We start from the raw sequence: 25,556 nt of genomic DNA, 5'->3' as shown, positions 1-25,556 counted from the left end.
CGGACGGTGGGAACGGCGAGAGCGGGGGCGGGCCGTGACCCGCGGCGGGCCGGTCCGTTGTGAGGGTGTGACCTCAACACGACGCATCTCCTCGATCCTCGCCGTCGCCGCCGCCTTCTCGTGCCTCGGCGGAGCCGCGGCGTCCGCCGCGACCGCCGCCGACGCCACCGGACCGCTGGGCCCCAAGATCAACCCGATCAGCGAGCTCGACGCGCTCGCCACGACCGGCATCCCCGAGGAGTCCCGCGGGCGGTTCCCGGGCATCGCCGGCCAGCTGAACGGCCTCGACCGGCTGAACGAGCTGGGGCAGCTGCACCAGCTCACCGACCAGGCGGCGCCGGTGGCCGCACTGCTCCCCGTCTCCGCCTGACCGACCCGACACGACCGACCGAACCTCCGAAGGTCCGGTGCCCCGACGGCACCGGGCCTTCGTCGTTCCCGCCGCCCCGGATCAGGGCTTGGCGGGGGCCTCCCGTACGGGGTGCCCGCTCAGGATCGAGACCCGGTTGAAGGCGTTGATCGTGATCGCGACCCAGATCACCGCCGAGATCTCGTCGTCGTTCAGCGACCGGCGGGCGCCGTCGTGGGCGCGCTCCCGGGCGAGGGAGTCGGCGGGGTCGGTGGTGGCCTCCGCGAGGTCCAGGGCGGCGCGCTCCCGGTCCGTGAAGAGCTCGGTGTCGCGCCAGGCGGCGAGCACGCCCAGGCGGCGGGTCGTCTCGCCCGCGCGCAGGGCGGCCCTGGTGTGCACGTCGAGACAGTACGCGCAGCCGTTGATCTGGGAGACGCGGAGGTTGACCAGTTCCACCAGGACGCGGTCGAGCCCGGCCTCGGCGGCCGTCGCGCGCACGGCGTCCGCCGTCTGGACCAGCGCGTGGTAGGCCTTGGGGCTCTGCTTGTCGACGTGGATCCGCCCGTCCGCCGGGGCTCCTGCCGTGTCGCTCACCGTGCGCTCCTTCCGGGCCGTGCCGGCCGCTTCCGCGAACGGTGCGTGTCACCGTCGCAGGGGCTATCATCGTCCATGATTGTTGAAAATGGAACTATCTCACGGCTTCATCGGAGGGGTTGGCATGGACATCGCGGAGATCGAGGTCCTGACGGCACGGGACGTCCCGCTGGGCGGACCCCGGGCGATGACCGTACGGCGTACGCTCCCGCAGCGCGCGCGGACCCTGATCGGCGCCTGGTGCTTCGCCGACCACTACGGCCCCGACGACGTCGCCGAGTCCGGCGGCATGGACGTCGCCCCGCACCCGCACATCGGACTGCAGACCGTCAGCTGGCTGTTCGACGGCGAGATCGAGCACCGCGACAGCCTCGGCAGCCACGTGTACGTACGGCCCGGCGAGCTGAACCTCATGACCGGCGGGTACGGCATCAGCCACACCGAGGTCTCCACCCCCCGCACCACCGTCCTGCACGGCGTCCAGCTGTGGGTGGCCCTCCCCGAGGAACACCGGAACACCGCCCGGGACTTCCAGCACTACGCACCGGAGACGGTCCGCGTCGACGGCGCGGACCTCAGGGTCTTCCTCGGTTCGCTCGCCGGCTCGACCTCTCCGGTACGGACCTTCACCCCGCTGCTCGGCGCCGAACTCCTCGTCGACCCGGGCGCGACCGTCACCCTCGCCGTCGATCCCGGCTTCGAGCACGGTCTGCTCGTCGACGCCGGGGAGGTCCGCATGGCCGGAACGCTCCTGCGCCCGGCCGAACTGGGATACGCCCCCACCGGGGCCGGGGCGCTGACCCTGACGAACGAGTCGGACGCCCCCGCCCGCGCGGTCCTCCTCGGCGGGACCCCGTTCGAGGAGGAGATCGTGATGTGGTGGAACTTCATCGGCCGCAGCCACGAGGACGTCGTCGAGGCCCGCGAGGAGTGGGAGAAGTCCTCCGACCGCTTCGGCGAGGTCGCCGGCTACCCCGGCGACCGCCTCCCCGCCCCCGCCCTGCCCAACGCCCGGATCGCCCCGCGCGGGAACCCCGTCCGTCGCTGACCCGGTGCCTTCTCCGTCGGGCCGGTGGAGGGACGGGGAACGCCCGGCCGTGCTTGTGGCTGTCGCCGTGATGGTGGGAGGGGGCGTGTCGCGGCCTCTCCCGGTCGCGACCACGCCGTCGCCGAGTGGCTCGACAACGCTCAGGCCCGTTCACGGCTCCGCAAGGGCCTGGGGGAGGGCGCTGCGAATGGCGGTGATCAGGGTGCGGCTCGCGTCGAAGGCGGCGGCCATGGCGTGGGTGGGGTCGGTGCCGGCCTGCTGGTGGAGGACGACACCGAGGATGAGGTGGGAGGTTCCTTCGATCTCCTTGGTGGCGGCCCACATGAGGTTGCCGCCGGCCGGGGTGGAGGAGCCGGTCTTGAGACCGATCACTCCGTCCTGGCCGAGGAGTCTGTTGCTGTTGTCGATCTGCACGCCGACGCCGGGGGCCGTGACGGTGGGTGTGGCGACGACCTGGCGGAAGGCCTCGTCCTTCATGACGGCGCGGGCCAGCTTCAGCTGGTCGGTCGCCGTGCTCTTCGTGCTGGGCTCTATGCCCGAGGCTCCCGTGTAGACCGTGCGGTCCATTCCGAGCTTCGAGGCGGCCTTGTTCATCTTCTTGGCGAACTCTTCCTGGCTTCCGGCATCCCAACGGGCCAGAAGCCGGGCGACGTTGTTCCCGGACGGCAGCATCATGAGCTCCAGGAGCTGGCGCTGGGTGTACTCGCGGTCCGCCACGAGGGGTGCGGTCGATTCGCTCGAGGAGTACGACTCGTCGGCGGCTTGCCGGTCGGCGGTCACCGTCTTGCCCTGCTCCCCCGCCGGTATCGGGTGGTCGGTGAGGATCACGTACGCGGTCATGACCTTGGTGATGCTGGCGATCGGCACCGGTGTCTGTTCGCCTTGGGTCCCGAGGCCTCCGACGCCTTCGACCTCCGCGCTCGCCTGGCCTTCCGTCGGCCACGGCAGGTCCATCGCCCGGCTCAGGACGGCACCCGGTCCGGTGCCTGCGGCGCCTGGGCCGGAAGTCGCTTCTCTGCCGAGGTCGGTGAGGTCTTTGCCCCCGAAGGCGTGACCGCCGGCCGTGCCGCTCACGAGGAGGACGGCGGACAGGTACAGGACGGCGGGCCGGCGCGGACGGGGGCGGTAACGGCGGGGGCTGTCGGACACGGGGTGCCTCCAAGGCGGGTCTGGTGCGGATCCCGCACCTGAACTCACCTTCGAGGGCTCGTGCTTCCGGTCTCGTGCGCCCCTGTTTCCGTCGCCGCGGGGTCGTATTGCGGTTACGTTTCAGACGGGATCGAGACCAGGTCGAGGGTGGCGGTCGCGCCTCCGTCGGGGGCGTTGGCGAAGGTCAGCCCCGCTCCGAGGACATCGGCCTGCCCCAGCGCGATGGTGAGCCCGAGGCCGTGGCCGCGTCCCCGCTCGGAGGTTCCCGTACGGAAGCGCTGCGGTCCTTCGGCGAGGAGCGTGGCGGGCAAGCCGGGTCCGTGGTCCCGTACGACGATCCGCGTGCCCGTGACGGTGACCTCGACAGGGGCGGCTCCGTGCCGGTGTGCGTTGGTCACCAGGTTGACCACGATCCGCTCCACCCTTCGCGGGTCGGTCTCCACGACCTGGGCGTCCCTGGTCGTGACGACGGTCCGCGTCCCGGTCCGGCGCACGACGTCGGCGACCAGGTCCCCCAGGGGTACGACGTCGGTCCGGGCCCGTTCGGCGCCGGCGTCGAGCCGGGAGATTTCCAGGAGGTCCTCGACCAGGCCGTTCAGTGCCAGGGCCCGGTCGCGTACGAGTTCCGCCACCTCGTCGTCCTGCGGGAGCAGCCCTGCGGCGGTGGACAGGCCCATCAAAGGGGTGCGCAGTTCATGGGCGACGTCCGCGGTGAACCGCCGCTCGTTCTCCAGCTTGCGCTGCAGGGCTCCGGCCATCACGTCCACGGCGGCCGACATCTCGGTGATCTCGTCACGGGCCCGGCCGCGGGAGCCGATCCGGGCGTCGAGATCGCCGTCGGCGATGGCCCGGGCGGTGCGGGAACCACGGCGCAGTCGGCGGTTCACCGGTTCGGTGGCCAGCGCGGCGAGCGGCACGACGACGGCGAGGGCGGCGAGCACGGCTTTGACGATGCTGCGGTCCAGGAGCTGGAGGCTGCGTACCTCTGTGCTCATGTCCGTCCGCGCGACGAGTACCCGGTCGCCGGCGACGGGCTGGGCTGCCCACAGCCAGTACCAGTTGGGGGGTTTCCGGTCGTACCAGGTCACGTACAGATCGTTCGGGTTCTTGGCTGCCAGTGCGTGTGCGAGGGGCGCTTCCAGCTGTCGGGGGCTGAGGACCTCGACGTCGAGAGGTGTGGTGCCCGTGCGGCTGTATTCGCGCTCTGCGGCGGTCAGGCGGGCGCCGACGCGCTGCTCGCCGGTGCGGTCGCCGCGTTCGGACATGGCTCGGTGGACGAGTACGCCGATCACCGCGGCCACCGCGCAGCAGGCAGCCGCGGTCAAGGCCGCGATCTTCCAGCGCAGGGTGCGTGGGTTGAGGAGTGCCATGGGCCGGTTCGGTCCCTCAGTCGCGGACGAGTTTGTAGCCGAAGCCGCGGACGGTCTCGATCCGGCCGGTTCCGATCTTCTTGCGCAGGCGCAGTACGCACAGGTCCACGACCCGGGAGTCCCCTTCCCAGCCGTAGTCCCAGACGTCGCGGAGCAGCCGTCGGCGGTCCAGCACGGTGCCGGGTGCCGCGGCGAACTCCAGGAGGAGGCGTAGTTCGGTGGGGGTCAGCGGGACGGGCCGGCCGTCGCGGTGCACTTCCAGACCGACGGTGTTCACGGTTACGTCGCCGAAGACCAGCACTCCGGGGGGCACCGCACCGGCTTGGTCGGCGCGTACGTGAGTGTCCGGGGAGCGGGTCGGAGGCTTCTCGGCCTCTTCGGGGCGTCCGAAGTTCGCGCGGCGCAGCAGCATGCGGATGCGGGCGACGAGGACAGCGGTGTCGACGGGTTTGACGACGTAGTCGTCGGCGCCTGCTTCCAGGCCTGCGACGACGTCGAGGGCGTCGCCGCGGGCGGACATCATCAGGATCGGTACCAAGCTCTCCTCCCGGATGCGCTGGCACAGCCCGATGCCGTCGAGCTCGGGCAGCATGACGTCCAGGATCAGCAGGTCATGGGCGTCGGCTCGGAATGCCTCCAGGCCGGCCAGGCCGTCCGCGGCCACTGCGACCCGATAGCCGTAACGCTCCAGGAAGAGCTGGACGGCGCGGCGGATGACGGCGTCGTCCTCGACGACGAGGACGCTGACGGGGCCTGGTACTCGGATGGTCGACATGCCACCGATCTGCTCATGGGCGGGCACAGGTTATTGGTCATCGTAGTCAGGGGGTCGGGTGGCTGGTCACAGCCGCAGCGAGGCCGCGATGGGGAGGTGGTCGCTGCCCGTGGCCGGGAGCGACCAGGAGGAGGCGGGGCTGACTCCCCTGACGAGGATCTGGTCGATGCGGACCAACGGGAACGATGCCGGCCAGGTGAGGCCGAAGCCCGCGCCCGCTTCGCTGTGTGCGGAGCGCAACTGTGAGGTCAGCGGGCTGAGCGCGGTGTCCTCGCTCGTCCCGTTGAAGTCGCCCATCACGATGACCCGGGGTAGTCGTTCGGCCCGCACGGCCTCGGCGAGATTCCTTCCTGCCTCGTTGCGGCGGGCGGTGGCGAAGCCGAGGGGGGTCACCCGTACCGACGCGAGGTGAGCGGCGAATGCGGCAACAGGGCCTTGCGGGGTGTCGACCACGGCCCGTACCGCACGGGTCCAGGGCATGATCGGCACGGGTTCCACCCGGCGCAGCGGGTACTTGCTCCACAGTCCGATGCCGAGGTGTACCGAGTGGTGCGGGTAGGCCTCGGCCAGCTCACGCTCGTACGCGGGTGTGCTCTCGGAGGACAGCTCTTCCAGGGCGAGGACGTGCGCCCCGGACCGGGCGAGGGCACGCGCGGTGGATTCAGGATCAGGGTTCGCCTCGTCCACGTTGTGAGTGAGCACGATCAGGTCTCCGCCCTCGGAGCTCTTGTCGGCCACCACACCGTGGAAGAGCGAGCCCCAGACGACCGCGGGCGCGATCACCGCGACGGCCGCGATCCGGGAGCGTCGAACCACCGCGAAGGCGAGCAGAACCGGAACGCCCAGCCCAGCCCACGGCAGGAAGGTCTCGAACAGGCTGCCGAGCTGGCCGACCCCGTTGGGGATCTGGGCGTGCAGTGCCATCAGCAGGGCCGCGCAGAGCGCGAAGCCGGCGATCAGCCGTCCGCGACGGCCCGCGCGGACGCGGGCTCCACGCGACCCGGCCCCCTCCTGGGGCGGGTCGGCGGGCCCCGTTGGGGTGGTGGGACTGGGGCGGTGGGGAGTGCTCGACATGACAATGGCCTCCGGCGTCGCGTACACCGGGAATCGGGTACGGGCACAGCGTCGCGTGGGCACGCTTCCAGCCGACGTGATCACTGCTTCGAGCGCCCCACGGCTTTGTTTCAAGTACGTATCGACCCGAGCGGAAGAGGGCCCGGATCGCGGTCGACACTGCGGGCAGGAGCGGCACGGTGGATCGATGCGAGGTTCGGCGCCCGTCCCTCCTCGAAGACGTCCTGCAGGACTTGGCCGTTCGCACGTCGGCGGGAAGGCACGGTGAGGGCGAGGCGCACGGCCGGCCAGTCGACGCCCTCGGGGTGGACGTGGGGCAGGACGGCCCTGGCCTCGGGCCGCTGACCGAGCTCGTCCGACCATGGTTCGATCAGGGCGGCGGGCAGGTTCGTCGAGCCGGCGACGAGAACGCCTCGCCGGCACGGGCGGTCCGCCGCTCGAGCTCGGGGAACGGCAGGACCTCTGCTCCACCGTCCGTGGAGAACCCGATGTACAGCCCGTCCCCGGCGTTTCCGGCCGAGCGCAGCAGCCGCAGGTGGTCCGTGGTGAGGGGACGACGTCGGTGCGCTGTCGTGTCGTCGAAGACTCCAGGGCCCAGGTGGGAGAAGGCCTCCGACCGCTTCGGCGAGGCCTCCGACCGCTTCGGCGCGGTCGCCGGCTGCCCCGGCGACCGCCTCCCCGCCCCCGCCCTGCCCAACGCCCGGATCGCACCCCGCAAGAACCCCGCGCGGCGCTGACCCGGGGTTTTCTCGACCGATCCGAGGGAGGGCGAGGGGCTCTCGTTCGGGGGGGCCCGTAGTCGGTGTCGTCCGTACGGGTCAGACGCCGCAGCCGGGCGCGGACCAGGACCGGCTGGTGCGTCCGTCCACGTGGGCGTGGTCGTCGTGGTCGGGGTAGCCGGGGCCGAAGATTCCGCCGAAGCCGTGGTAGCGGGCCCGCTGTGCCAGCGTGCACAGCGACGGGCTGCCGGTCAGGTCGGCGGCGTCACCGTACAGGTGTCGGCTGTTCGAGGCGCCGCCCACCGCGCTGTTGCAGGCGTACGAGCGGAATCCGCTGGACACGGTCAGCGGAACGTCGCCCAGGGCGTGTCGCATGGCCTCCAGCTTCCACATCGTGCGCAGGCCGTTGGCCTTGGCCGCCGAGGCGCTGACCGCACCACCGGACCAGTCCGAGTTGCACTTGTTCAGCTCGGCGTAGGCGAAGTGGATCGGGGTGCAGTCCGGGTCCTGCAGGGCGTAGATCTTGTTGAAGGTCTGGGAACCCGCGACGCCGTCCGCGGGCAGCCCGTACGCCTGCTGGAACCGGGTCACCGCGGCCTTCGTGGCCGGGCCGAAGGCTCCGTCGACGGCGATGACCTCGCCGTACGCCGCGTGTCCGGCCACGCGGATCTGCAGCTGCGTCACATCGGCGCCCGACATGCCCTCGGACAGGGTGCGGCCCCAGGTGTAGCACTCGTCGGCCTGGGCGGATCCGGCCGTGGACAGCATCCCACCGAGCATTGCGGTCATGGCCATGACAATCGTGAGCGTGAGGTGGACCGTACGTCGAAACATCGCGTCTCCGTCCTGGATTCTGGCGTCCCACCGGGGGATTGAGGCGAGTCTGATGCCTGCGGGCGCGGCGTGTCCACAACGTCACCGTCTGCCACAGGACCAGACCTCCGGAACGCTCCGTCTTCAGGCCGGCCGCCGTGGTGACGCCGGACGCGCACCGGGCCGGACGCGCACCGGGCCGGTGCGCACTAGGCCGGGACGTGCACCGGGCCGGACGTGCGTCGTCCCGCGGTGTCGGACGCGTGCCCGGCCCGGTGTGTCCCGTCGGGTCCGTCGCTACATCTGCTTCAGCTCCGTGCGCACGGCCTCCGCGACGGCCGCCGTCGCGTTCGCCGCGAACAGGATCGTGTAGTGGTTGGTGTCGTCGACCCGGCGGGTGGTGAGCCGGTCAGGGGAGAGGGCGCCCGCCGCCAGCCGCCCCTCGTCGTAGAGTCCCTGAGGCTCGTTCATCACTCCTCGCTCCGCCCACAGCATGGTGCCGCGCACCTCCGGCCGGTGGATGGCGGCCAGCGTCTCGGGGTCGCCGACGGGGCCCGCGCCGTCGGCACGGACCGCGTCCAGGACACAGCTGCTGCGCATCTCCGGAGGCTCGCCGGCCAGGTCGCGGTCCACGTACGCCTGGACGTGCGGGCCCCAGTGGGCCGTGAAGGCCGGGTGCTCACGGAAGAGCGCGCGGTACGCGTCGCCGTCCGGGAAGGTCGTCCTGAGCCGGCGCATCGCCGGGCCGATGACCGACTCGATCACCTCGTCGATGTCCGTGCCGCCCGGAATCGGGAATCCGAGGCCACCGTCGACGAGGACCACGCGCGGGAAGCGCTCCGGGTGCCGTGCGGCGGCCACCGCGGTGGTGAACGCTCCCAGGGAGTGGCCGACGAGCAGCGCCTGACGCAGGTTTAAGTGATCGAGGAGGGCGAGCACGTCCTCGACGTGGGCGGGGATGCCGTAGGGAGCGGGCAGACCGGCGCTGTGGGCCCGGCCGCGCAGGTCCGGGGCGTACAGATCGACGTCGTCGAGCTGCTCGGCGACGGCGCCGAAGGACAGGCTGTTGCCCGTGATGCCGTGCAGGGCGATGACCGCGGGCCCTTCGCCGGGCCAGCGGGTCACGGCGAGGTCGCCTCCTCGTACGGGGACGGCGAGTTCCTGTGGAGTGCGCGTGGTCATGCGGACCTCTCCCATCTGATCGGTCTCCTTCCGCCCGGCGCGACGAGGTCGACCGCGGCGATGGAGACGGCCGGCACGAAGCGTGTCCCGAGAACGGGCACGGGATCAAGACCCGGGTCCCCGGCCGGCGGCCACCGGCCGAGGCGGGTGAGGACCACGCCGCCGATGACCGGCCCCGGCGGATGTGTCCGCCGGACCACGTACGTGGCCACGGCACCTGGTACTTCCCCATCCACGCGGCGTCGATTCGTTCTGCCACCCCCCTCACGGCACGGCACGGCGCGGTGCGTACCGGGCCCCGACCGCTCTGCGGGTCCCCCTCGCGCGGAGGGGGACCTCGGCGGCAGGCACCGCGAGGTGATCGTCCGCTGCGCGTCCGGCGTGCCGCCCCGTGCGTCCCGCCGTCGAGTTCGCGCGTGCCGCGTGTTTCGTGCCCGAGCGATGAGTTCGGTCGGCGGATCGGGTCTGCCCTGGTATGACGCGCATCATCGCTGACATCTCGGTCTCTCTCGACGGCTTCGTCACCGGGCCCGACCCCGGCCCCGACAACGGTCTGGGCACCGGTGGAGAGGCGCTGCACACGTGGGCGTTCTCCGACGACCCCGACGACCGCCGGATCCTGCGCGAGGGGACCGCCCGCTCGGGCGCCGTCGTCCTCGGCCGCCGCCTCTTCGACGTGGTCGACGGGCCGAACGGCTGGGACGACACGGTCGGCTACGGCGCCGGCGAGGTCGGCAGGCCCGCGTTCGTCGTCGTGACGAGCGCGCCGCCGGAGTCGGTGCGGACCGCCGACCTCGACTGGACGTTCGTCACCACCGGGCTGCCCGACGCCGTCGCCGCCGCGCGCGAGCGCGCCGAGGCGGCGTCGTCGGCCTGCGGAAAGGACCTGGACGTGGTCCTCATGGGCGGTGGCGCCACGGTCGGCTCGGCGCTGGAGGCCGGGCTGCTCGACGTGCTGGCGCTGCACCTCGCGCCCGTCGTGCTGGGTGCCGGGACGCCGCTGTTCACCGGTGGAGCGCCGCGCACGCTGGTGCGGCGGAGCGTGGTCTCGACGGCGACCGCGACGCACCTGACCTACGACGTCGTGCGGTGATCCGATGACCACTGTCAACGTCCGCGGGATCGACCTGGGCGTCGAGTCGTTCGGTGAGGACGACGCGCCGCTCGTCCTGCTGGTGGGCGGGACGACGATGCTCTCCTGGCCCGACGCGCTGTGCGAGCGCCTCGCCGCCGGTGGGCGCCGTGCGGTGCGCTACGACCTGCGCGACAGCGGGGAGTCGACGACGGCGGACCCGGAGGCGCCCGCCTACACCCTGCGCGACCTCGCCGCCGACGCGGCGGCCCTTGCCGGCGCGCTCGGCGGGGGACCCGCGCACCTCGCGGGGATCGGCGTGGGCGGGATGGTCGCCCAGGTGGCCGTGCTCGACCATCCGGGCGCGTTCTCGGCGCTCACCCTGGTCGGCACCCGCGCGGTCGCCCCCGGTCCGCCCGACGACGACCTTCCCGACCACGACCGGGCGACGATGGGCCGGCTGTTCGCGCGTCCGATGCCCGAATGGACCGACCGCGGGGCGGTCGCGGAGTTCGCCGCAGGCAGCGCGGAGATCCTCGGCGACGACCCCGTCGCCGCGCGTGCGATCGCCGCGCGCGTCTGGGACCGCACGCCCGGCACCACGCCTCCGATCCAGATGGCCAACCAGATGGGCGCGGTGTTCTCCCGGCTCGACTGCGCGCCCCGCTGGCGCGAGCGCCTGCCCGGGATCGCGGTCCCCGCGCTCGTCGTCCACGGCCGCCGCAACCGGTTCTTCCCCGTCGGCAACGGCGAGGCGATCGCGCGCGAGATCCCCGGGGCACGGCTGCTCGTCCTCGAGGAGGCCGCCACCGCGGTCCCCGACGCGGCGGTCCGCGAGGTCGCCGAGGCGATGCTCACGGTCGCATAGGGGACGGCGGGAGCGCTTCCGGGGCGCGCACGTGTGCGGGCGGGCCCGGTCGGCCGGACGCCGGCGCCCTTCGTCGACCTCACCGGCGGGGCGCCGGGCGACTCGGTGGCGCGGCGCGAGACGTGGCGACGGGCCGGTCTCGGCACCGCGACCCGCGCGGCACGGGGGACCCGGCCGTGTGGGCGCCCGGCCCCCTCGCCGGGGGCGGGCTCGTCGGGCCCGACCGGGCTCGTCGGGCCCGACCGTCAGGACATTCCCGGTGATCCGGAGGACCATCTCATGGTGTGGGGCCGGTGCGGTGCGCTGCGCCGCCGGTGGGCGAGAGGCGGTGCACGTCGGCCGGCCGTGAGGAGGTGGCGGCCATGATCGTCGACTGTGCGCACTACCGGGACGGGCGCCGGCAGCACGAGGGCGCGATGCCACTGGAGCAGGCGGCCGCGCACTGCAAGGTGGGCGGGTTCGTCTGGCTGGGCGTCTTCGAGCCGAGTCCTGAGGAATTGACCCGGGTGCGTGAGGTCTTCGGACTGCACGAGCTGGCCGTCGAGGACGCCCGGACGTTCCACCTGCGGCCGAAGGCCGAGCAGTACGAGGACGGCACGGAACTGATCATCCTGCGCACGGCGCGCTATGACGACGAGCGCGAGGAGGTCGACACCGGCGAGATCAGCGTCTTCCTCGCCGAACACTTCGTGATCACCGTGCGCCAGGGCATCGCGAGCGAGCTGCACGGAGCCCGGAGCCGGCTCGAAAGCCGCCCCGAACTGCTGAAGGCCGGCAGCGCCTCCACGCTGTGGGCCATCTTCGACCAGGTGGTCGACGGCTACGCGCCGGTCGTCGAGGAGCTCGAACGCGACATCGAGCAGATCGAGGCCACCGTGTTCTCCGGGGCGGTCGCCCCGACGCAACGGATCTACTTCCTGCGCCGCGAGGTGACGGACTTCTACCGCGCCGTGCACCCGCTGCTCGCCGTGCTCGGACGGCGCCTGCAGCCCGGCAAGTCGCCGCCCGCGCTCCTGCCGTACATCCGCGACGTGCACGACCACCTCCTGCTGGTCAACGAGGAGGTCGCGGCCCAGCGCGACCTCCTGGCCACCGTTCTGGAAGCGAACATCGCGGTGATCTCCGTCGAGCAGAACAAGATCAACCTTCGGCAGAGCGCGACGATGGAGCGTCTCACCATCCTCGCGAGCGTGTTCCTCCCGCTGTCCTTCGTGGTCGGCTTCTTCGGGCAGAACTTCGACTGGCTGGTCAGCCACATCAGCGGCTTCCCGGCGTTCCTCACCCTCACCGTCGCCGGGATGCTGCTGCCGTCCCTGATGCTCTACGCATGGCTGCGCCGGCGCCGCCGCGCCCACCCGCCGACGCCGGAGGCGACCGACGCCGTCCGGCACGGAGCGGCGGGTCCCGCGGAGTGAGGACGCCACGGTCGGGGACCGGTCTCTGAACCGCGCCGGTGCGGAGCGCCACGGAGTCTAGGGGGCCTCGGCCTCCGGATCGCGGAGGGTGATCGCCCCGGAGGGGCAGACGCCGACGGCCATCCGCGCGGCTGCGCGGTGCGCCGCGGGCGGTTCGGCGTGCAGCAGGAGTACGAGGCCGTCGTCCGGGTCCTGGTCGAAGACGTCGGGGGCGGTCATGGCGCACATGCCGGCGCCGATGCAGCGTTCCCGGTCGGCGGCCAGCCGGGGCGCGCTCACTTCGCGTCCCAGGTGACGGGGAGGCTCTTCACCCCGAAGATGTCCGCGCTCTCCGGGCGCAGGACGACCTCCTCGGCCGGCACCGCCAAGCGCAGGGTGGGGAAGCGGTCGACCAGCGCGCGGAACGCGACCCGCATCTCGACGCGGGCCAGCTGCTGCCCCAGGCACTGGTGGATGCCGTGGCCGAAGGCCAGGTGTCCGGTGGCCTGTCGGCGGAGGTCGAGCGCGTGGGGGTCGGTGAAGCGGTCGGGGTCGCGGTTGGCGGTGTTGTACGAGAGCAGGACCGTCGTCCCGGCCTCGATGGTCCGGCCGCCCAGCTCGACGTCCTCCAGTGCCGTCCTGTGGAACGTCTTGGCGACGCTCAGGTACCGCAGCAGTTCCTCCACGGCCCCGTCGGTGAGGGCGGGATCGGCGCGCAGCGCCGCGAGTTGCTCCGGGTTCCGCAGCAGCGCGAAGGTGCCGAGGGACAGCATGTTCGCGGTGGTGTCGAATCCGGCCGCCAGGAGGATGAGGCTGATCCCCTTCAGTTCCTCGTCGGTCAGGTCGCTGTCGGTGAGTTCGCTGAGGACGTCGTCGGTGGGGTGGGCGCGCTTGGCGGCCACCAGCCGTGCGAGGTACTCCTGGGTCGCCGTGTAGGCCGCGATCAGCTCCTCGTCGCCGACCTCCCCGCCCATGAACGCGTCGATCTGCTCCTGGAAGGACGCCCGGTCCTCGTAGGGCACGCCCAGGATCTCGCAGATCACGATGGTGGGGATGGGCTTGGCGAACGCGGTCACCAGGTCCGCCGTCGGCCCGGCCTCCTCCATGGCGTCCAGGCAGTCGGCGGTGATCTGCTCGATCCGCTCGGTGAGCATCCGCATCCGCCGCACGGTGAACTTGCCGACCAGGGGCTTGCGGTAGCGGCTGTGCTCGGGCTCGTCCATGAGGAGGAACTCGCCGGGCGGCGCCGGCGGGAGCTGGAAGTCGACGACGTTCATGAGGTCCTTGCGCGAACTGAACCGCGGGTCGGCCAGGACCGATCGCATCATGTCGTATCCGGTGATCAGCCAGCCGGGTTTTCCGCCGGGGTGGGTGTAGCGACTGATCGGCCCGTGCCGACGGGCGTCGAGCAGCTCGGCCGGCGGGTCGAAGGGGCAGCCGGTCCGGCGCTCCGTCGGCAGTGCCGTGACGGTGTGGAGGGAGTCGCTCATGGTCCGTCCTCATCTCGCGATACGGGGTGTTCGAAGATGAGTGAAAGCTACGTTGCATTCACGATTACTTCAATCTATTGAAAGCGTATTGCCAGTTAAACGGCGGTAAATTGATGCAATGACGCTGAAGCTGAATGCAACGGTGCATTGCAATGGATGATGGCGAAGGCAATGCTCGGGACATGCCGGGAGGGCGGACCACCCGGAGGGCCGCGAACGCATCGCGACCGAGACCGCGGAAGCGGCTGCCGGAACGGCGAGGGCCGTCAGGACGGCCGCGCACGGGGCCCGCCGACGAACCGTCGGCACGCCATTGACGGCGGACGCGAGGCTTCGGAAGCCCCTGCCCCGGAATCCGCTCCCGCCCCGCCGTCGGCATGAAGGTCGACGGCGTCCGGTACTTCGACGTCCACGCGGCCTCGATCCGCTCGGCCGACCAGGCCACCCCCCCCTTCCGCGGCCCTCGAGTCCGGTCCGCCCGGCACGGACTCCCTCTTCCTCCGCTTCTTCCCGGAGTCCCGGCAGCCCGAGTAGCAGGCGGACGGGCCTACGGGCGGGTCACCGCGCCCAGGTGCCCGCGGCGAGGACGGCGGCCGGGCGGGCGAGGGCGGCGATGTCGGCGAGCGGGTCGCCGTGGACCAGGAGGAGGTCGGCGGCCGGACCGGGCCGCAACCGCCCCGTACGGCCGGTCGGCCCGCAGGCGTCCGCCCCGGCGACGGCGCCGCCCGTGAAGGTGCAGCGGCCGCCCGGAACGGTGATCGGGGGCCCCGACGCCACGATCGCGGGCACGGGCCGTGAGCCCGCCGCTCCATCGCCGCGGCCGACCAGCTGCCGGCCGTCCGGGACGGGCGTGCCCGTCGGCTCGACGCCGACGATCCACCGGCCCTCGACGAACACGGCCGCGCCCCCGGGCAGCACCCGCTCCCCGTCGAAGACGCGCTCGGCGCGCACGATCAGCCGCATGACCCGCAGGAGGGCCTCCCGCCGGTCGGTGGTCGTTCCCTCTCGTCCTCTCGCCGGCGCAGCCGCCCTTCGCCCCCTCGCACCCGAGGCGGCGGCGGACGGCCGAGCGGAGGACCCACCTCGTGGAGCAGCGCGCCCGGCGGTCGACCGGCTGTTCGTCGATCAGCCGGTCTCCCGTCACCCTCGCCGGCCCGGGCCGTCAGTGGGGGACCGGCTGCCGGCCGGCGCGCTCGGATTCGTCCTGTACGAGGAGGGACAGCAGGGAGGCCAGGGGGAGACCCGCCTCGGCGGGGTGGCGCAGCACTTTGCCCGGTTCTATGCGGTACGTGTTCGTGCGCCCCTCTCGCGTGTGGGAGAGGTAGCCGTCCTGTTCGAGGTCGGCGATGATCCGCGAGACGGCGCGTTCGGTGAGCCGGCAGCGGGCGGCCATGTCCCGGATGCGAACGTTCGGGTTGTCCGCGATGGCGGCCAGTACGCGCGCGTGGTTCGTGAGGAACGTCCATCCGGTGTGAGATTCAGGGGATCCAACCATGGCCTGGATTTTAGAGGACCCCGGTTGCCGGAACAGAAATGCATGACATAGTTTTCCTGCATCTGATGTCGTTTCTTACCCTCCCGCGGAGGGATCACCGGAGGGAGCCCGAGAGTGCCCTGGGACGAGACCGCCACGGCCGCAGTCCTGACCACGTCCGGTGGGAAGCCGGTGCCGGGGCAGGTCACCGCGGACGCGTCGCGGCAGAGCGCGGTGATCCAGTACGAGCGCCGCGGGGCGCAGGTCGTCGAGGCCTGCGGCGCCTACGACATGCACACCCTCGGACCCCTGGCCGACGCGCTGAAGGCCGCGACCGAGACGCATCCGAAGGTGGTCCTGGACGCCTCCGGGGTCACCTTCGCGGACTCGACCTTCCTGAACCTGATGATCCTCACCCACCAGACGGGAAAGCTGCGCGTGGCGGCGCCCTCGGAGCGGGTCCGGCGACTCTGCGCGATCACCGGCGTGGACGGCGTTCTGCGGATCCGGGGAACGGTCGACGACGCCGTCGCCTCCTGAGCGCACGCGACGGCCGCGGGGGCGGCGCGTCGACGAGGCGCGTGCCCTTCGGCCGGCGGTAGCCCTGGTCCCCGCTCGGGACCGGGGCTTCGTGCTGCCGTGGACGCGCACGTGGAGGTCCAGGGCCGTCGGGCGGCGTTCGCCGACGGGTTCCGCGCACACCGGCACCGCCCTGCCGGCGGGACATCAGGCGTCGTCGTCCACCGGGTCGGCGTGGTCCACCCGGTCGGGGTGGTCCACCGGGTCGGCGTGGTCGTCGCCGCTCGACCCCAGCCGCACACAGCATTCTCCCGGCTCGGGGGTGAGGGCCGCCCGGACGCCCTTGACCTCGAGGCCGTCCAGGTAACCGCCGAGGAAGGCGAGGTTCATGCCGCACACCAGGTCGGGGGCCTTCGCGGCCAGGGGGTGGAAGGGGCAGTTGCGCAGCCGCAGCTGGGTGGGGGTGCTCCGGACGGGCTCGTAGCCGTACGCGTCCAGCAGCCGCTCGCATGCGGTCAGTCCCCGCTCGGTCCCCAGGCGGCCCGGGCGGGTCTCCCGTCGGGCGGTCTCGCCCAGCTGTCGACCGCGCTCCCGGGCGGTCCGGACCGCTGCCTGCGTGGCGTTCTCGCCCCTGCCTTCGGACAGGACGGCGTCCAGGAGCAGGTCGGCGAGGAGCTCGTGGCGGCGGTCGGGGATGTTCAGGGTGATCTGGGCGTCGGTGGGCTCGTAGACCTTGGGCTGCCTGCCGACCTTGCGGATTCCGCCGGGCGTCTCGTAGCGCGCCCGGAGCAGGCCGGCGTCGACGAGCTTGTCGAGGTGGAAGGCGGCGAGCTTGCGGGAGATGCCGACGCTCGCGGCCGCCTCGTCGCGGGTGACGGCACGGCGGGCCCGGCGGATGAACGTGAACATGCGCCGACGCGAGTCCTCGCTCAGGACGCTGACGGCGTCGATGGCGCTGTCGGTCGGCACGCTCGGATCGGAAGCCACACGACAACGATAACTCCCACCCGCATGGGCACAAGCGTTCTTCACCTGCCGTGCCCTGCGCGTCTTGACGCCCTCCCTCAATAAGACCAAGCTTTATTGGTGAAACTAGAGGAGGCCCCCATGACCGACGAGTCTCGGCTGCAGGCGAAGCGTCCGGTCAGCGCCGCGCTCGCAGGCCCGTACGGCCACCCCTTCCACCCGATCTTGGTGACCGTGCCGATCGGTGCCTGGGTGACCGGCCTGGTGTTCGACATCGCATCCCACGTCGTGGACCGGCCCGGGTTCCTGACCCAGGCCTCGGAGTGGCTGATCGCAGTCGGCGTGATCGGCGCTCTGCTGGCGGCCACGGCCGGGTTCCTCGACCTGTTCGCGATCCCCGCCGGCACCCCGGCGTTCCGTACCGCGCTGGTGCACATGACGCTGAACCTGCTGGTGACGGCCGCCTACGCCGTGAACTTCCTGTGGCGCCTCGGCGACCACGCCGACGGCGGAAGCGTGGGGACCGGGCCACTCGTCCTGTCCGCCTTCGGCGTGGCGACCCTGGGCGTCTCGGGATTCCTGGGCGGCAAGCTCGCCTACCGCTACGGCGTACGGGTCGCCGACGAGGACACCCAGGCCGAGGGCTACGCGGCCGGCCGCGGCCGCAGGAGTCCCCCCGGCCCCGGGTGACCGGACCCTTTCCCTTCCCCCGGCAGCCTTCCCCAGCGGCCTTTCCCGGCGGGCGTCCCGGCAACCGGGTGCCGCGTTTCCGGCCGCCTCCCCCCATCCGTCTCACCTCGGAGTTCCTCATGGACATCGCCGCACTGACCACCTGGGTGGTCACCGCTCTCGGCGGCTTCTACATGCTCGGCATTTGGATCCAACGCGGTGGAATCCGGCAGCAGCAGACCGGTGCCGGCCGTCTGCCCGCGCCCGTCGTCTTCGGTCACTTCGCCCTGGCCGCGATCGGACTGGTGGTGTGGATCGTCTACGTCGTGGCCGACAGGACCGCCCTGGCGTGGACCGCCTTCGGCCTGCTGCTTCCGGTCGCCCTGCTGGGATTCGTCATGCTGGCCCGCTGGATTCCCGTCCGCCGCGCCCGGACGGCCGGGGCCCCGGCGACGGCCCGGGAGGCCGACGGGACCGTGCCCGCCGAACGGCACTTCCCCGTGGCGGTCGTGCTGGCCCACGGGCTGCTCGCCGTGGCCACCCTCGTCCTGGTCCTGCTCACCGCGCTGGGTGTGGGAGGGCAGCTGACATGACCGAGCACTCCCACCGGACCACCACCCGCACGGGCCCGTACGAGGAGGGGACGGCGCCCCCACGGCCCGTCCTGCGGGTCGTCCACGAACCCGACGGCATCGACCTGGCCGCCGCGGAGGTCGCGGCCGGCCGGTTCCTGAACGCCCTCGGCATCTCCACCGCCTCGGAGAGCCTGCGCGGCACGCCGGGCCGCATGGCCCGCGCGTACGCCGAGCTCTTCAGCCCCCGTCCCTTCGACCTGACCACCTTCCCCAACGACGAGGGCTACGACGAACTCGTCCTGGCGCGGCGCATCCCGGTGCGAACCGTCTGCGAGCACCACCTCCTGCCGGTGGTGGGCACCGCACACGTCGGCTACCTGCCCGGCGGCCGCATCCTCGGCCTGTCCAAACTGGCCCGGGTCGTCGAGCACTTCGCCTGTCGCCCCCAGGTCCAGGAGCGCCTGACCAAGCAGGTCGCCGACTGGCTCCAGACCCATCTGGAGCCCAAGGGCGTCGGCGTGGTCATCGAAGCCGAACACGCCTGCATGACCCTGCGCGGCGTCCAGGCCATCGGCTCCAGCACCATGACCTCCACCCTCCTCGGGCTGCTGCGCTCCGACGCCCGTTCCCGCAGCGAGTTCCTCGCCCTGACCGGAACGACCACGTGACGCCCCGGTCCCGCCGACGTGGGCCCGTCGACCCCCGGCCCACGTCCCCGACCTGGCGCAAGGGCCGCTGACCTGCGATGATGCAGTGCCCGCGCGGGCTGCGACGGACCTTCACCGGCCGCAGCCCCCGAGGACGTCGTCGAAGCCCGCGAGGAGTGGGAGAGGGCCTCCGACCGCTTCGGCGAGGTCGGCGGCCACCCATCCCCTCACGAAAGGCACTTCCATGACCGAGCAGGCCACCACCCCCGTCGTCCGGCGCGTGGATCCCCGGCACCGGTACGAGATCCTCGTCGACGGCGAGCGCGCGGGCCTGACGGCCTACCGCGACCGTGACGACCGGCGGGTCTTCTTCCACACCGAGGTCGACGAGGCCCACGCGGGCCAGGGCCTGGCCGCGATCCTCGTCGAGCAGGCCCTCACCGACGTCCGCGCCTCCGGGATGCGCATCGTCCCCGTCTGCCCCTACGTGGCGAAGTTCCTGAAGAAGCACGACGAGTTCGCGGACGTCACCGATCCGGTGACCCCCGAGGTCCTCGCATGGCTGGACGGACAGCTCGAGCGCTGACCCCCGGTCAACACGACGCACGCGAGGGAGAACGCTTCCCCCGTACGGGGCAGCGCGCGCGCTCGGGCCCGCAGGCCCCCCGCGACCGGGGGGCCGAACGGGTGGCCGAAGCGGCGGAACCGCCGCGCTTCACTGACCGACTCTCCATGGGTTGGCCGGAATTCGCCTGGTCAGCGAGATAAACCTCGTTTCGAGCAAGATCACTGCAAGGAGGTAATGCCCTCGGACTCCCTGAGCGAGGCGGGCTCGGCGGCCGTTACTGTTCCCCGAGATCTGGACGGATTCCCGGATCTTCGCCCCCCTTTGTCTTCTTTCACCGGCTTTCGGCGCACCCGTGCGTCGGAAGCCGCTCTCGCGAAGGAGAGCTCGCCCGATGACCGTTGACGACCGCCCGGACGTACGGCCGGCGCCGCCCCAGCAGTCCAGTCTGAGCACCGCGGCCGCCCGCAACCTCGCCACCACCACCAAGTCCGCCCCGCAGATGCAGGAGATCAGCTCCCGCTGGCTGCTGCGGATGCTCCCCTGGGTGGAGACCAAGGGCGGCGCCTACCGGGTGAACCGCCGACTGACCTACACCGTCGGCGACGGACGCATCGACTTCGTCCAGGACGGCTCCCGCGTCCGCGTCATCCCCCGCGAGCTCGGTGAACTCGCCCTGCTGCGCGGCTTCGAGGACGTCGACGCGCTCAACGCGCTCGCCGACCGGTGCGTCCAGCGCGACTTCAACGCCGGCGAGGTGCTCGTCCAGCGCGGGACGTCCGCCGAACAGATCCACCTGATCGCCCACGGCCGCATCAACCAGACCTCCGTCGGCAAGTACGGCGACGAGGTCGCCGTCGCCACGCTCGCCGACGGCGACCGGTTCGGTGAGAACGCCCTGCTCGACGCCGACGCGAGCTGGGACTACACCGCCACCGCCGAGACCTCCGGCACCCTGCTCACCCTCTCCCGCGCGGACTTCGCGAGCATCATGGCCTCGACGCCGAGCCTCCAGGCCCACATCCAGGAGTTCAGCTCGCTGCCCGAGCAGCGACAGAACAAGTACGGCGAGGCCGAGATCGCGCTGTCGGCCGGCCACAAGGGCGAGGCCGACATCCCCGGCGCCTTCGTCGACTACGAGCTCAAGCCGCGCGAGTACGAGCTCTCCGTCGCCCAGACCGTCCTCAAGGTCCACACCCGGGTCGCCGACCTCTACAACGGGCCGATGAACCAGACGGAGGAGCAGCTCAGGCTCACCATCGAGGCGCTCCGCGAGCGCCAGGAGCACGAGCTCATCAACAACCCGGAGTTCGGCCTGCTCCCCAACGCCGACTTCAAGCAGCGGATCCAGCCGCACTCCGGCCCGCCCACCCCGGACGACCTCGACGAGCTGCTCTGCCGCCGCCGCAGCACCAAGCTCTTCCTCGCCCACCCGCGGACGATCGCGGCGATCGGGCGCGAGTGGAACCGCGCCGGGCTCTACCCGGACACCGTCGAGCTCCAGGGGCACCAGGTCCCGGCCTGGCGCGGGGTGCCAATCCTGCCCTGCAACAAGATCCCCATCAGCAAGGAGAACACCAGCTCGATCCTCGCCATGCGCCTCGGCGAGGACAACCAGGGCGTCATCGGTCTGCGCCAGACCGGGCTGCCCGAGGAGTACGAGCCGGGCCTGTCGGTGCGGTTCATGGGGATCAACGAGCAGGCGATCATGTCGTACCTCGTCACGACGTACTACTCCGCCGCCGTCCTGGTCCCGAACGCGCTCGGCGTCCTGGAGAACGTGCAGATCGCGCGCCGGCGCGACTGACTCCCTCCCCACAGGCCACCACCACCCGGACCATCCGGGCCGGGCCGGCGTGCCCGAATCCGGGACGGCCCACCCCTCTTTCCAAGGAGTCACGGATGCCCGATCCCGGGCCTTCCCCTCTGCAGTCCAGCCTGCCCGGCGCCGCGGCCCACTTCGGGACCCACGTCCTCGCCGCCGCGGCGGCCCGCGCCGAAGCCGAGGCCCTCGGCACCGCGCACCCGCAGGCCGCCCCCGCCGCGGTGCCCGCGGCCGAACCCCCCGCCGCCCGGACCGAGGTGGCACGCATCCTGCGCGGTCCCACCGGCCTGGGCACGGCGGGCCTGTCCCTGGTCCCGCGCGAGGAGGTCCCCCGCCCGGTGTCCCCGGCGCCCCCAGCCGCGGCGCCGACGGACGCCCTGATCATCCCGGGCCTCTACTGGCACCCGGTGCCGGAGCCCGACCCGGTGCGGGTGGAGGAGGTCAGCCTCCGCATCAAGTCCTGGGCGCTCGACGAGATCCAGCTCTACCCCGAGGACTGGGAGGGCGACTTCGACGGGTTCCACGTCGGGCGCTACATGGTGGCCTGCCACCCGGACGCCCCGACCGTCGAACACCTCATGGTCGCCGCCCGGCTGATGGTCGCCGAGAACGCGGTCGACGACTGCTACTGCGAGGACCTCGGCGGCTCGCCCATCGGTCTGGGCGGCCGGCTCCTCCTCGCGCACACCGCCCTGGACCCGCTGCACTCGACGGCGGAGTACCAGCCGGTGTGGGCGGAGTCGCTCCACGCGGACGCGCCCCGGCGTTCCTACCGCTCCGCCATGGAGTACTTCGCCCGGCTGGCGACCCCCTCCCAGGCCGACCGGTTCCGGCACGACATGGCCCGGCTGCACATGGGCTACCTCGCCGAGGCCGCGTGGGACGAGACGAACCACGTGCCGGAGGTGTGGGAGTACCTGGTGATGCGGCAGTTCAACAACTTCCGCCCCTGCCCCACCATCACCGACACCGTCGGCGGCTACGAACTCCCCGCCGACCTGCACGCCCAGCCGGGCATGCAGCGGGTCCTGGCCCTCGCCGGCAACGCCAGCACCATCGTCAACGACCTGTACTCGTACACCAAGGAACTCGCCAGCCCCGGACGGCACATGAACCTGCCGGTGGTCCTCGCCGAGAAGGAGTCCCTCTCGGAGAAGGACGCCTACCTGAAGGCGGTCGAGGTCCACAACGACCTCATGCGCGACTTCGAGGCCGCGTCCGCCGAACTGGCCGCCGCCTGCCCCGTCCCCAGTGTGCTCCGCTTCCTGCGCGGAGTGGCCGTGTGGGTGGACGGCAACCACTACTGGCACCAGACCAACACGTACCGCTACAGCCTGCCCGATTTCTGGTAAGAACGGATTCACCTGTGACCAACACCGAGCTCCCCACCGTCAACGGCACCTCCGCGTTCGTCCCCGCCCCGGCGACGCCGTACCAGGGAGACATCGCCCGTTACTGGAACGCCGAGGCCAGGCCCGTGAACCTGCGCCTCGGTGATGTCGACGGGCTGTACCACCACCACTACGGCATCGGCGCCGTCGACCACGCCTCCCTCGGTGACGTCGAGGACGGCGATTACGAGAAGAAGCTGATCGCCGAGCTGCACCGCCTGGAGTCGGCGCAGGCCGAGGTCCTCCTGGACCACCTGGGCGCCATCGGCCGCGAGGACACCCTCGTCGACGCCGGCTGCGGCCGCGGCGGTTCGAGCGTCATGGCCCACCAGCGCTTCGGCTGCAAGGTCGAGGGCGTCACCCTCTCCTCCGCGCAGGCCGAGTTCGGCAACAAGCGGGCCAAGGAGCTGGGCATCGAGGACCACGTCCACGCCCAGGTGTGCAACATGCTCGACACCCCCTTCGAGAAGGGCAGCATCGCCGCCTCGTGGAACAACGAGTCGAGCATGTACGTCGACCTGGACGACCTGTTCGCCGAGCACTCCCGGTTCCTCAAGGTCGGCGGGCGTTACGTGACCATCACCGGATGCTGGAACCCGAAGTACGGCCAGCCCTCGAAGTGGGTCTCCCAGATCAACGCGCACTTCGAGTGCAACATCCACTCCCGCCGCGAGTACCTGCGCGCGATGGCCGACAACCGGCTCGTCCCGCAGGCCGTCGTCGACCTGACGCCGGACACCCTGCCCTACTGGGAACTGCGGGCCACGTCCTCGCTGGTCACCGGCATCGAGGAGGCGTTCATCGAGTCGTACAGGGACGGCTCCTTCCAGTACGTCCTGATCGCGGCCGACCGCGTCTGACCCGGCGGCGGTACGAAAGGGGCGGACCCGTCGGACGACGGGTCCGCCCCTCCCGTCATGCCGCGGCCGCCTTCTCCTTCTCGGTCTCGGCGGCCGGTGCGCTCACGCGCTCGGTGCGGGGCGCCTGGCCGGCCCGCAGGCCGAGGCGCGCGATGACGGCGACGAGCGCGAAGGCGGCGGCGCCGATCCCGAAGGTGAGGGTGAAGCCGGACTCGGCGGGCAGCGCCGGGACGCCGGCGGGCAGGTGCTCGATCGTCTTCGACGCCAGGATCGTGGTGACCACGGCGCTGCCGATCGCGCTGCCGGTGGAGCGGGAGATGGAGTTGATGCCGTTGGCGATGCCGCTCTGGTGGTGCGGGACGCTCGCCATGATGACGGCGGGCATGGCCGCGTAGCCGAAGCTGACGGCCGCGCCGACGATCACGCCGGCGCCGATCACCGAGGCGGTGTGGCCGTGGTCGATGCCGAGCCAGCCGAAGCCCACGGCGCCCAGGACGGCGGCCAGGGTCAGCGCGGTGCGCGGACCGCGGTGGCGGACCAGCCGGCCGCCGATCGGCGAGGCGAGCAGGGAGACGATCGCGCCGGGCAGCAGGAACTCGACGGAGGCCCGCAGGATGGACGCGCCGAAGCCGTAGCCGGTGAGGGCCTCGGGCATCTGGACGAGGTACGAGACGCCCAGGAAGTTCGCGAACATGCCGAAGCCGACGAGGACGCCGGCGAGGTTCGCCATGAGCACCGGTCGGTGCACGAACATCCGCATGTCGACGAGGGGCTCGCGGACCTTGAGCTCGGTGAGGACCCAGACGACGGTCATGACGGCCGCGCCGGCGAAGCTGCCGAGGGTGCGGCCGGAGGTCCAGCCCCACTCGTGGCCCTGCGAGATCGGCAGCAGGAGCAGCAGCAGGGTGGCGCCGAGGGTGAGCGCGCCGAGGAAGTCGGTGCGGCCGCCGGTCTTGTGGCGGGTCGCGGGGACCAGGAACACGACCGCGAGCAGGGCGATCGCGGCGAAGCCCGTGGCCATCCAGAAGGCGCTGCGGTAGTCGGCGTCGGAGCCGGAGGTGAGCAGGCCGGTGGCGACGAGCGCGAGGCCGCTGCCGAAGGCCAGGGTGCCGCTGACGAGGGACATCGCGCCGGGCAGCTTCTGCGGACGGACCTCCTCGCGCAGCACGGACAGGGCCAGCGGGAAGATCGCGGTGGCGGCGCCCTGGAGGACGCGGCCGAGGACCAGCAGGGGGAGCGAGGTGGCCAGGGCCGCGACGACGGAGCCGGCGACCATGACGCCGAGGACGGCGACGAGGGTGGGCTTCTTGCCGTGCTGGTCGCCGAAGCGGCCGAGCAGCGGGGTGAAGACGGCGGCGGAGAGCAGCGTGGCGGTGGTCACCCAGCTCACGTTCGCGGCCGAGGTGCCGAGGTCGGCGCGGATGAGGCCGAGGATCGGGACCGGCAGGGTCTGCATCATCGACACGACCATGGCGGCGAGGCTCAGCGCGAAGACGACGAGCGTCTCGCGCCGGGGGTCGGCGGTGGGCGGGGTGGTCTCGTGACTCATGGGTGGGGGCCTTCTCGGTGCTTCAGGTCGTAGATCTTTGATGTCATCAAGTAATACGACGAAGGTAGGGCCCGATGATTGAGGAGGTCAAGTAAATGCTTGAGTCGCTTAAGTAAACAATTGATAATGTCAAGGATCGTGAGTACGCTCGAAGCATGAGCGCGACGACCCCCGAGACGCCCACCAAGCTCCAGCTGCTTGAGCTCCTCGCCGCCATCGGCACGGCCCAGTGGCGCGACTTCGCCGCGGCCGCCGCCCACCACGGACTGACCTCCACCCAGGCCAAGGTGCTCGCCCAGCTGAACGGCCCGCTGCCGATGCGCGCCCTCGCCACGCTGCTGGTCTGCGACGCGTCGAACGTCACCGGGATCGTGGACCGCCTGGAGGGACGCGGTCTCGTGCGCCGCGAGCCCGACGCCTCCGACCGGCGCGTCAAGAACGTCGTGGCGACCGACGAGGGCCGGGACGTCATCCGGCGGGTCCGCGAGGAGATGCAGGCGACCCACGGCGCCCTCGACACGCTCGGCGCGGAGGACAGCGCGACCCTGTACGCCCTGCTGGCGCGGCTGCGCCCGGGCATGGAGAAGGACGCCTGACGGGAAGTCCCGTACAGGCGTCC

At 71.8% G+C, this 25,556-nt stretch carries 28 protein-coding genes; 15 read left to right on the top strand and 13 right to left on the bottom strand.

All coding sequences use genetic code 11. The annotated features are described in order from the left end of the window. Positions 1 to 67: 67 nt before the first annotated feature. Positions 68 to 370 (top strand): hypothetical protein, encoded by a 303-nt coding sequence (locus ACZ66Z_RS01065; protein WP_469931846.1) that lies wholly within the window; start codon positions 68 to 70, stop codon positions 368 to 370. 81 nt (positions 371 to 451) lie between these two features. On the opposite strand, the gene ACZ66Z_RS01060 is transcribed toward ACZ66Z_RS01065, so the two are convergent. Next, the gene (locus ACZ66Z_RS01060) at positions 452 to 943 is read right to left on the bottom strand and encodes a carboxymuconolactone decarboxylase family protein (protein WP_469931845.1); all 492 of its coding nucleotides are present in this window, start codon (positions 941 to 943) and stop codon (positions 452 to 454) included. 124 nt (positions 944 to 1,067) lie between these two features. Between ACZ66Z_RS01060 and ACZ66Z_RS01055 the strand changes: the two genes are divergently transcribed. Further along, positions 1,068 to 1,991, top strand: a complete 924-nt coding sequence (locus ACZ66Z_RS01055) for a pirin family protein (protein WP_469931844.1) — start codon at positions 1,068 to 1,070, stop codon at positions 1,989 to 1,991. Between the two features lie 150 nt (positions 1,992 to 2,141). Here ACZ66Z_RS01055 and ACZ66Z_RS01050 read toward each other — a convergent pair whose 3' ends face one another. From ACZ66Z_RS01050 to ACZ66Z_RS01035, 4 genes are all read right to left on the bottom strand, one after another. Continuing rightward, complete coding sequence (locus tag ACZ66Z_RS01050; protein WP_469931843.1) at positions 2,142 to 3,140, bottom strand: D-alanyl-D-alanine carboxypeptidase family protein; 999 nt, start codon at positions 3,138 to 3,140, stop codon at positions 2,142 to 2,144. Positions 3,141 to 3,253: 113 nt separating this feature from the next. Next, entirely contained in the window at positions 3,254 to 4,510 is a 1,257-nt protein-coding gene (locus ACZ66Z_RS01045) for a sensor histidine kinase (RefSeq protein ID WP_469931842.1), read from the bottom strand. A gap of 16 nt (positions 4,511 to 4,526) precedes the next feature. Next, positions 4,527 to 5,285 (bottom strand): two-component system response regulator CseB, encoded by a 759-nt coding sequence (cseB, locus tag ACZ66Z_RS01040; protein ID WP_469931841.1) that lies wholly within the window; start codon positions 5,283 to 5,285, stop codon positions 4,527 to 4,529. Positions 5,286 to 5,351: 66 nt separating this feature from the next. Beyond that, positions 5,352 to 6,359, bottom strand: coding sequence for an endonuclease/exonuclease/phosphatase family protein (locus ACZ66Z_RS01035; RefSeq protein ID WP_469931840.1), 1,008 nt, complete (start codon positions 6,357 to 6,359; stop codon positions 5,352 to 5,354). Positions 6,360 to 6,931: 572 nt separating this feature from the next. On the opposite strand from ACZ66Z_RS01035, the gene ACZ66Z_RS01030 reads away from it, so the two are divergent. After that, positions 6,932 to 7,096, top strand: a complete 165-nt coding sequence (locus ACZ66Z_RS01030; RefSeq protein ID WP_469931839.1) for a hypothetical protein — start codon at positions 6,932 to 6,934, stop codon at positions 7,094 to 7,096. 81 nt (positions 7,097 to 7,177) lie between these two features. Here ACZ66Z_RS01030 and ACZ66Z_RS01025 read toward each other — a convergent pair whose 3' ends face one another. Beyond that, on the bottom strand, positions 7,178 to 7,912 hold the full coding sequence (locus tag ACZ66Z_RS01025; RefSeq protein WP_469931838.1) for a D-Ala-D-Ala carboxypeptidase family metallohydrolase: 735 nt from the start codon (positions 7,910 to 7,912) through the stop codon (positions 7,178 to 7,180). A gap of 276 nt (positions 7,913 to 8,188) precedes the next feature. Further along, a complete protein-coding gene (locus ACZ66Z_RS01020; RefSeq protein WP_469931837.1) occupies positions 8,189 to 9,088 on the bottom strand; it encodes an alpha/beta fold hydrolase in 900 nt (299 codons plus the stop codon). Between the two features lie 460 nt (positions 9,089 to 9,548). On the opposite strand from ACZ66Z_RS01020, the gene ACZ66Z_RS01015 reads away from it, so the two are divergent. The 3 genes from ACZ66Z_RS01015 to ACZ66Z_RS01005 all read left to right on the top strand — a co-directional run bounded on the left by ACZ66Z_RS01015 (position 9,549) and on the right by ACZ66Z_RS01005 (position 12,428). Continuing rightward, positions 9,549 to 10,166 (top strand): dihydrofolate reductase family protein, encoded by a 618-nt coding sequence (locus ACZ66Z_RS01015; protein WP_469931836.1) that lies wholly within the window; start codon positions 9,549 to 9,551, stop codon positions 10,164 to 10,166. 4 nt (positions 10,167 to 10,170) lie between these two features. Continuing rightward, the gene (locus ACZ66Z_RS01010) at positions 10,171 to 11,013 is read left to right on the top strand and encodes an alpha/beta fold hydrolase (RefSeq protein WP_469931835.1); all 843 of its coding nucleotides are present in this window, start codon (positions 10,171 to 10,173) and stop codon (positions 11,011 to 11,013) included. Between the two features lie 362 nt (positions 11,014 to 11,375). Beyond that, positions 11,376 to 12,428, top strand: a complete 1,053-nt coding sequence (locus ACZ66Z_RS01005; protein WP_469931834.1) for a magnesium and cobalt transport protein CorA — start codon at positions 11,376 to 11,378, stop codon at positions 12,426 to 12,428. A gap of 57 nt (positions 12,429 to 12,485) precedes the next feature. Here the strand turns inward: ACZ66Z_RS01005 and ACZ66Z_RS01000 are convergent, their stop codons facing one another. The 4 genes from ACZ66Z_RS01000 to ACZ66Z_RS00985 all read right to left on the bottom strand — a co-directional run bounded on the left by ACZ66Z_RS01000 (position 12,486) and on the right by ACZ66Z_RS00985 (position 15,392). Further along, positions 12,486 to 12,707 (bottom strand): ferredoxin, encoded by a 222-nt coding sequence (locus tag ACZ66Z_RS01000; protein ID WP_469931833.1) that lies wholly within the window; start codon positions 12,705 to 12,707, stop codon positions 12,486 to 12,488. Continuing rightward, positions 12,704 to 13,897 (bottom strand): cytochrome P450, encoded by a 1,194-nt coding sequence (locus ACZ66Z_RS00995; RefSeq protein WP_469931832.1) that lies wholly within the window; start codon positions 13,895 to 13,897, stop codon positions 12,704 to 12,706. The genes ACZ66Z_RS01000 and ACZ66Z_RS00995 overlap by 4 nt, the downstream gene beginning before the upstream one ends. Before the next feature lie 558 nt (positions 13,898 to 14,455). Further along, the gene (locus ACZ66Z_RS00990; protein WP_469931831.1) at positions 14,456 to 14,860 is read right to left on the bottom strand and encodes a hypothetical protein; all 405 of its coding nucleotides are present in this window, start codon (positions 14,858 to 14,860) and stop codon (positions 14,456 to 14,458) included. A 199-nt stretch (positions 14,861 to 15,059) separates the two neighbouring features. Beyond that, complete coding sequence (locus tag ACZ66Z_RS00985) at positions 15,060 to 15,392, bottom strand: helix-turn-helix transcriptional regulator (protein ID WP_469931830.1); 333 nt, start codon at positions 15,390 to 15,392, stop codon at positions 15,060 to 15,062. 114 nt (positions 15,393 to 15,506) lie between these two features. On the opposite strand from ACZ66Z_RS00985, the gene ACZ66Z_RS00980 reads away from it, so the two are divergent. Then, positions 15,507 to 15,911: an STAS domain-containing protein gene (locus ACZ66Z_RS00980; protein ID WP_469931829.1), complete on the top strand. Its 405-nt coding sequence runs from the start codon at positions 15,507 to 15,509 to the stop codon at positions 15,909 to 15,911. Positions 15,912 to 16,097: 186 nt separating this feature from the next. Here ACZ66Z_RS00980 and ACZ66Z_RS00975 read toward each other — a convergent pair whose 3' ends face one another. Further along, positions 16,098 to 16,877 carry a helix-turn-helix transcriptional regulator gene (locus tag ACZ66Z_RS00975; protein WP_469931828.1) on the bottom strand — a complete coding sequence of 260 codons (780 nt, stop codon included), beginning with the start codon at positions 16,875 to 16,877 and terminating at the stop codon, positions 16,098 to 16,100. A 120-nt stretch (positions 16,878 to 16,997) separates the two neighbouring features. Between ACZ66Z_RS00975 and ACZ66Z_RS00970 the strand changes: the two genes are divergently transcribed. The 7 genes from ACZ66Z_RS00970 to ACZ66Z_RS00940 all read left to right on the top strand — a co-directional run bounded on the left by ACZ66Z_RS00970 (position 16,998) and on the right by ACZ66Z_RS00940 (position 23,388). Beyond that, on the top strand, positions 16,998 to 17,546 hold the full coding sequence (locus ACZ66Z_RS00970; protein ID WP_469931827.1) for a DUF2231 domain-containing protein: 549 nt from the start codon (positions 16,998 to 17,000) through the stop codon (positions 17,544 to 17,546). 119 nt (positions 17,547 to 17,665) lie between these two features. Continuing rightward, positions 17,666 to 18,118, top strand: coding sequence for a hypothetical protein (locus tag ACZ66Z_RS00965; RefSeq protein ID WP_469931826.1), 453 nt, complete (start codon positions 17,666 to 17,668; stop codon positions 18,116 to 18,118). After that, a complete protein-coding gene (folE, locus tag ACZ66Z_RS00960; RefSeq protein ID WP_469931825.1) occupies positions 18,115 to 18,768 on the top strand; it encodes a GTP cyclohydrolase I FolE in 654 nt (217 codons plus the stop codon). The genes ACZ66Z_RS00965 and folE overlap by 4 nt, the downstream gene beginning before the upstream one ends. A gap of 223 nt (positions 18,769 to 18,991) precedes the next feature. Continuing rightward, positions 18,992 to 19,333, top strand: coding sequence for a GNAT family N-acetyltransferase (locus ACZ66Z_RS00955; RefSeq protein ID WP_469931824.1), 342 nt, complete (start codon positions 18,992 to 18,994; stop codon positions 19,331 to 19,333). A gap of 373 nt (positions 19,334 to 19,706) precedes the next feature. Beyond that, a complete protein-coding gene (locus ACZ66Z_RS00950; RefSeq protein ID WP_469931823.1) occupies positions 19,707 to 21,119 on the top strand; it encodes a family 2B encapsulin nanocompartment shell protein in 1,413 nt (470 codons plus the stop codon). Positions 21,120 to 21,214: 95 nt separating this feature from the next. After that, the gene (locus ACZ66Z_RS00945; protein WP_469931822.1) at positions 21,215 to 22,489 is read left to right on the top strand and encodes a family 2 encapsulin nanocompartment cargo protein terpene cyclase; all 1,275 of its coding nucleotides are present in this window, start codon (positions 21,215 to 21,217) and stop codon (positions 22,487 to 22,489) included. Positions 22,490 to 22,503: 14 nt separating this feature from the next. Beyond that, positions 22,504 to 23,388 (top strand): geranyl diphosphate 2-C-methyltransferase, encoded by an 885-nt coding sequence (locus ACZ66Z_RS00940; protein ID WP_469931821.1) that lies wholly within the window; start codon positions 22,504 to 22,506, stop codon positions 23,386 to 23,388. Positions 23,389 to 23,443: 55 nt separating this feature from the next. Here ACZ66Z_RS00940 and ACZ66Z_RS00935 read toward each other — a convergent pair whose 3' ends face one another. Then, positions 23,444 to 24,937, bottom strand: a complete 1,494-nt coding sequence (locus tag ACZ66Z_RS00935) for an MFS transporter (protein WP_469931820.1) — start codon at positions 24,935 to 24,937, stop codon at positions 23,444 to 23,446. A 155-nt stretch (positions 24,938 to 25,092) separates the two neighbouring features. Here ACZ66Z_RS00935 and ACZ66Z_RS00930 point away from each other — a divergent pair, with 155 nt between their 5' ends. Beyond that, positions 25,093 to 25,533 (top strand): MarR family winged helix-turn-helix transcriptional regulator, encoded by a 441-nt coding sequence (locus ACZ66Z_RS00930; RefSeq protein ID WP_352020256.1) that lies wholly within the window; start codon positions 25,093 to 25,095, stop codon positions 25,531 to 25,533. Positions 25,534 to 25,556: the final 23 nt, after the last annotated feature.

It is taken from the genome of Streptomyces sp. NPDC107498 (assembly GCF_055582805.1).
Note: the sequence above shows the minus strand (reverse complement) of the source record. Positions and strands in the feature narration are given on the sequence as shown.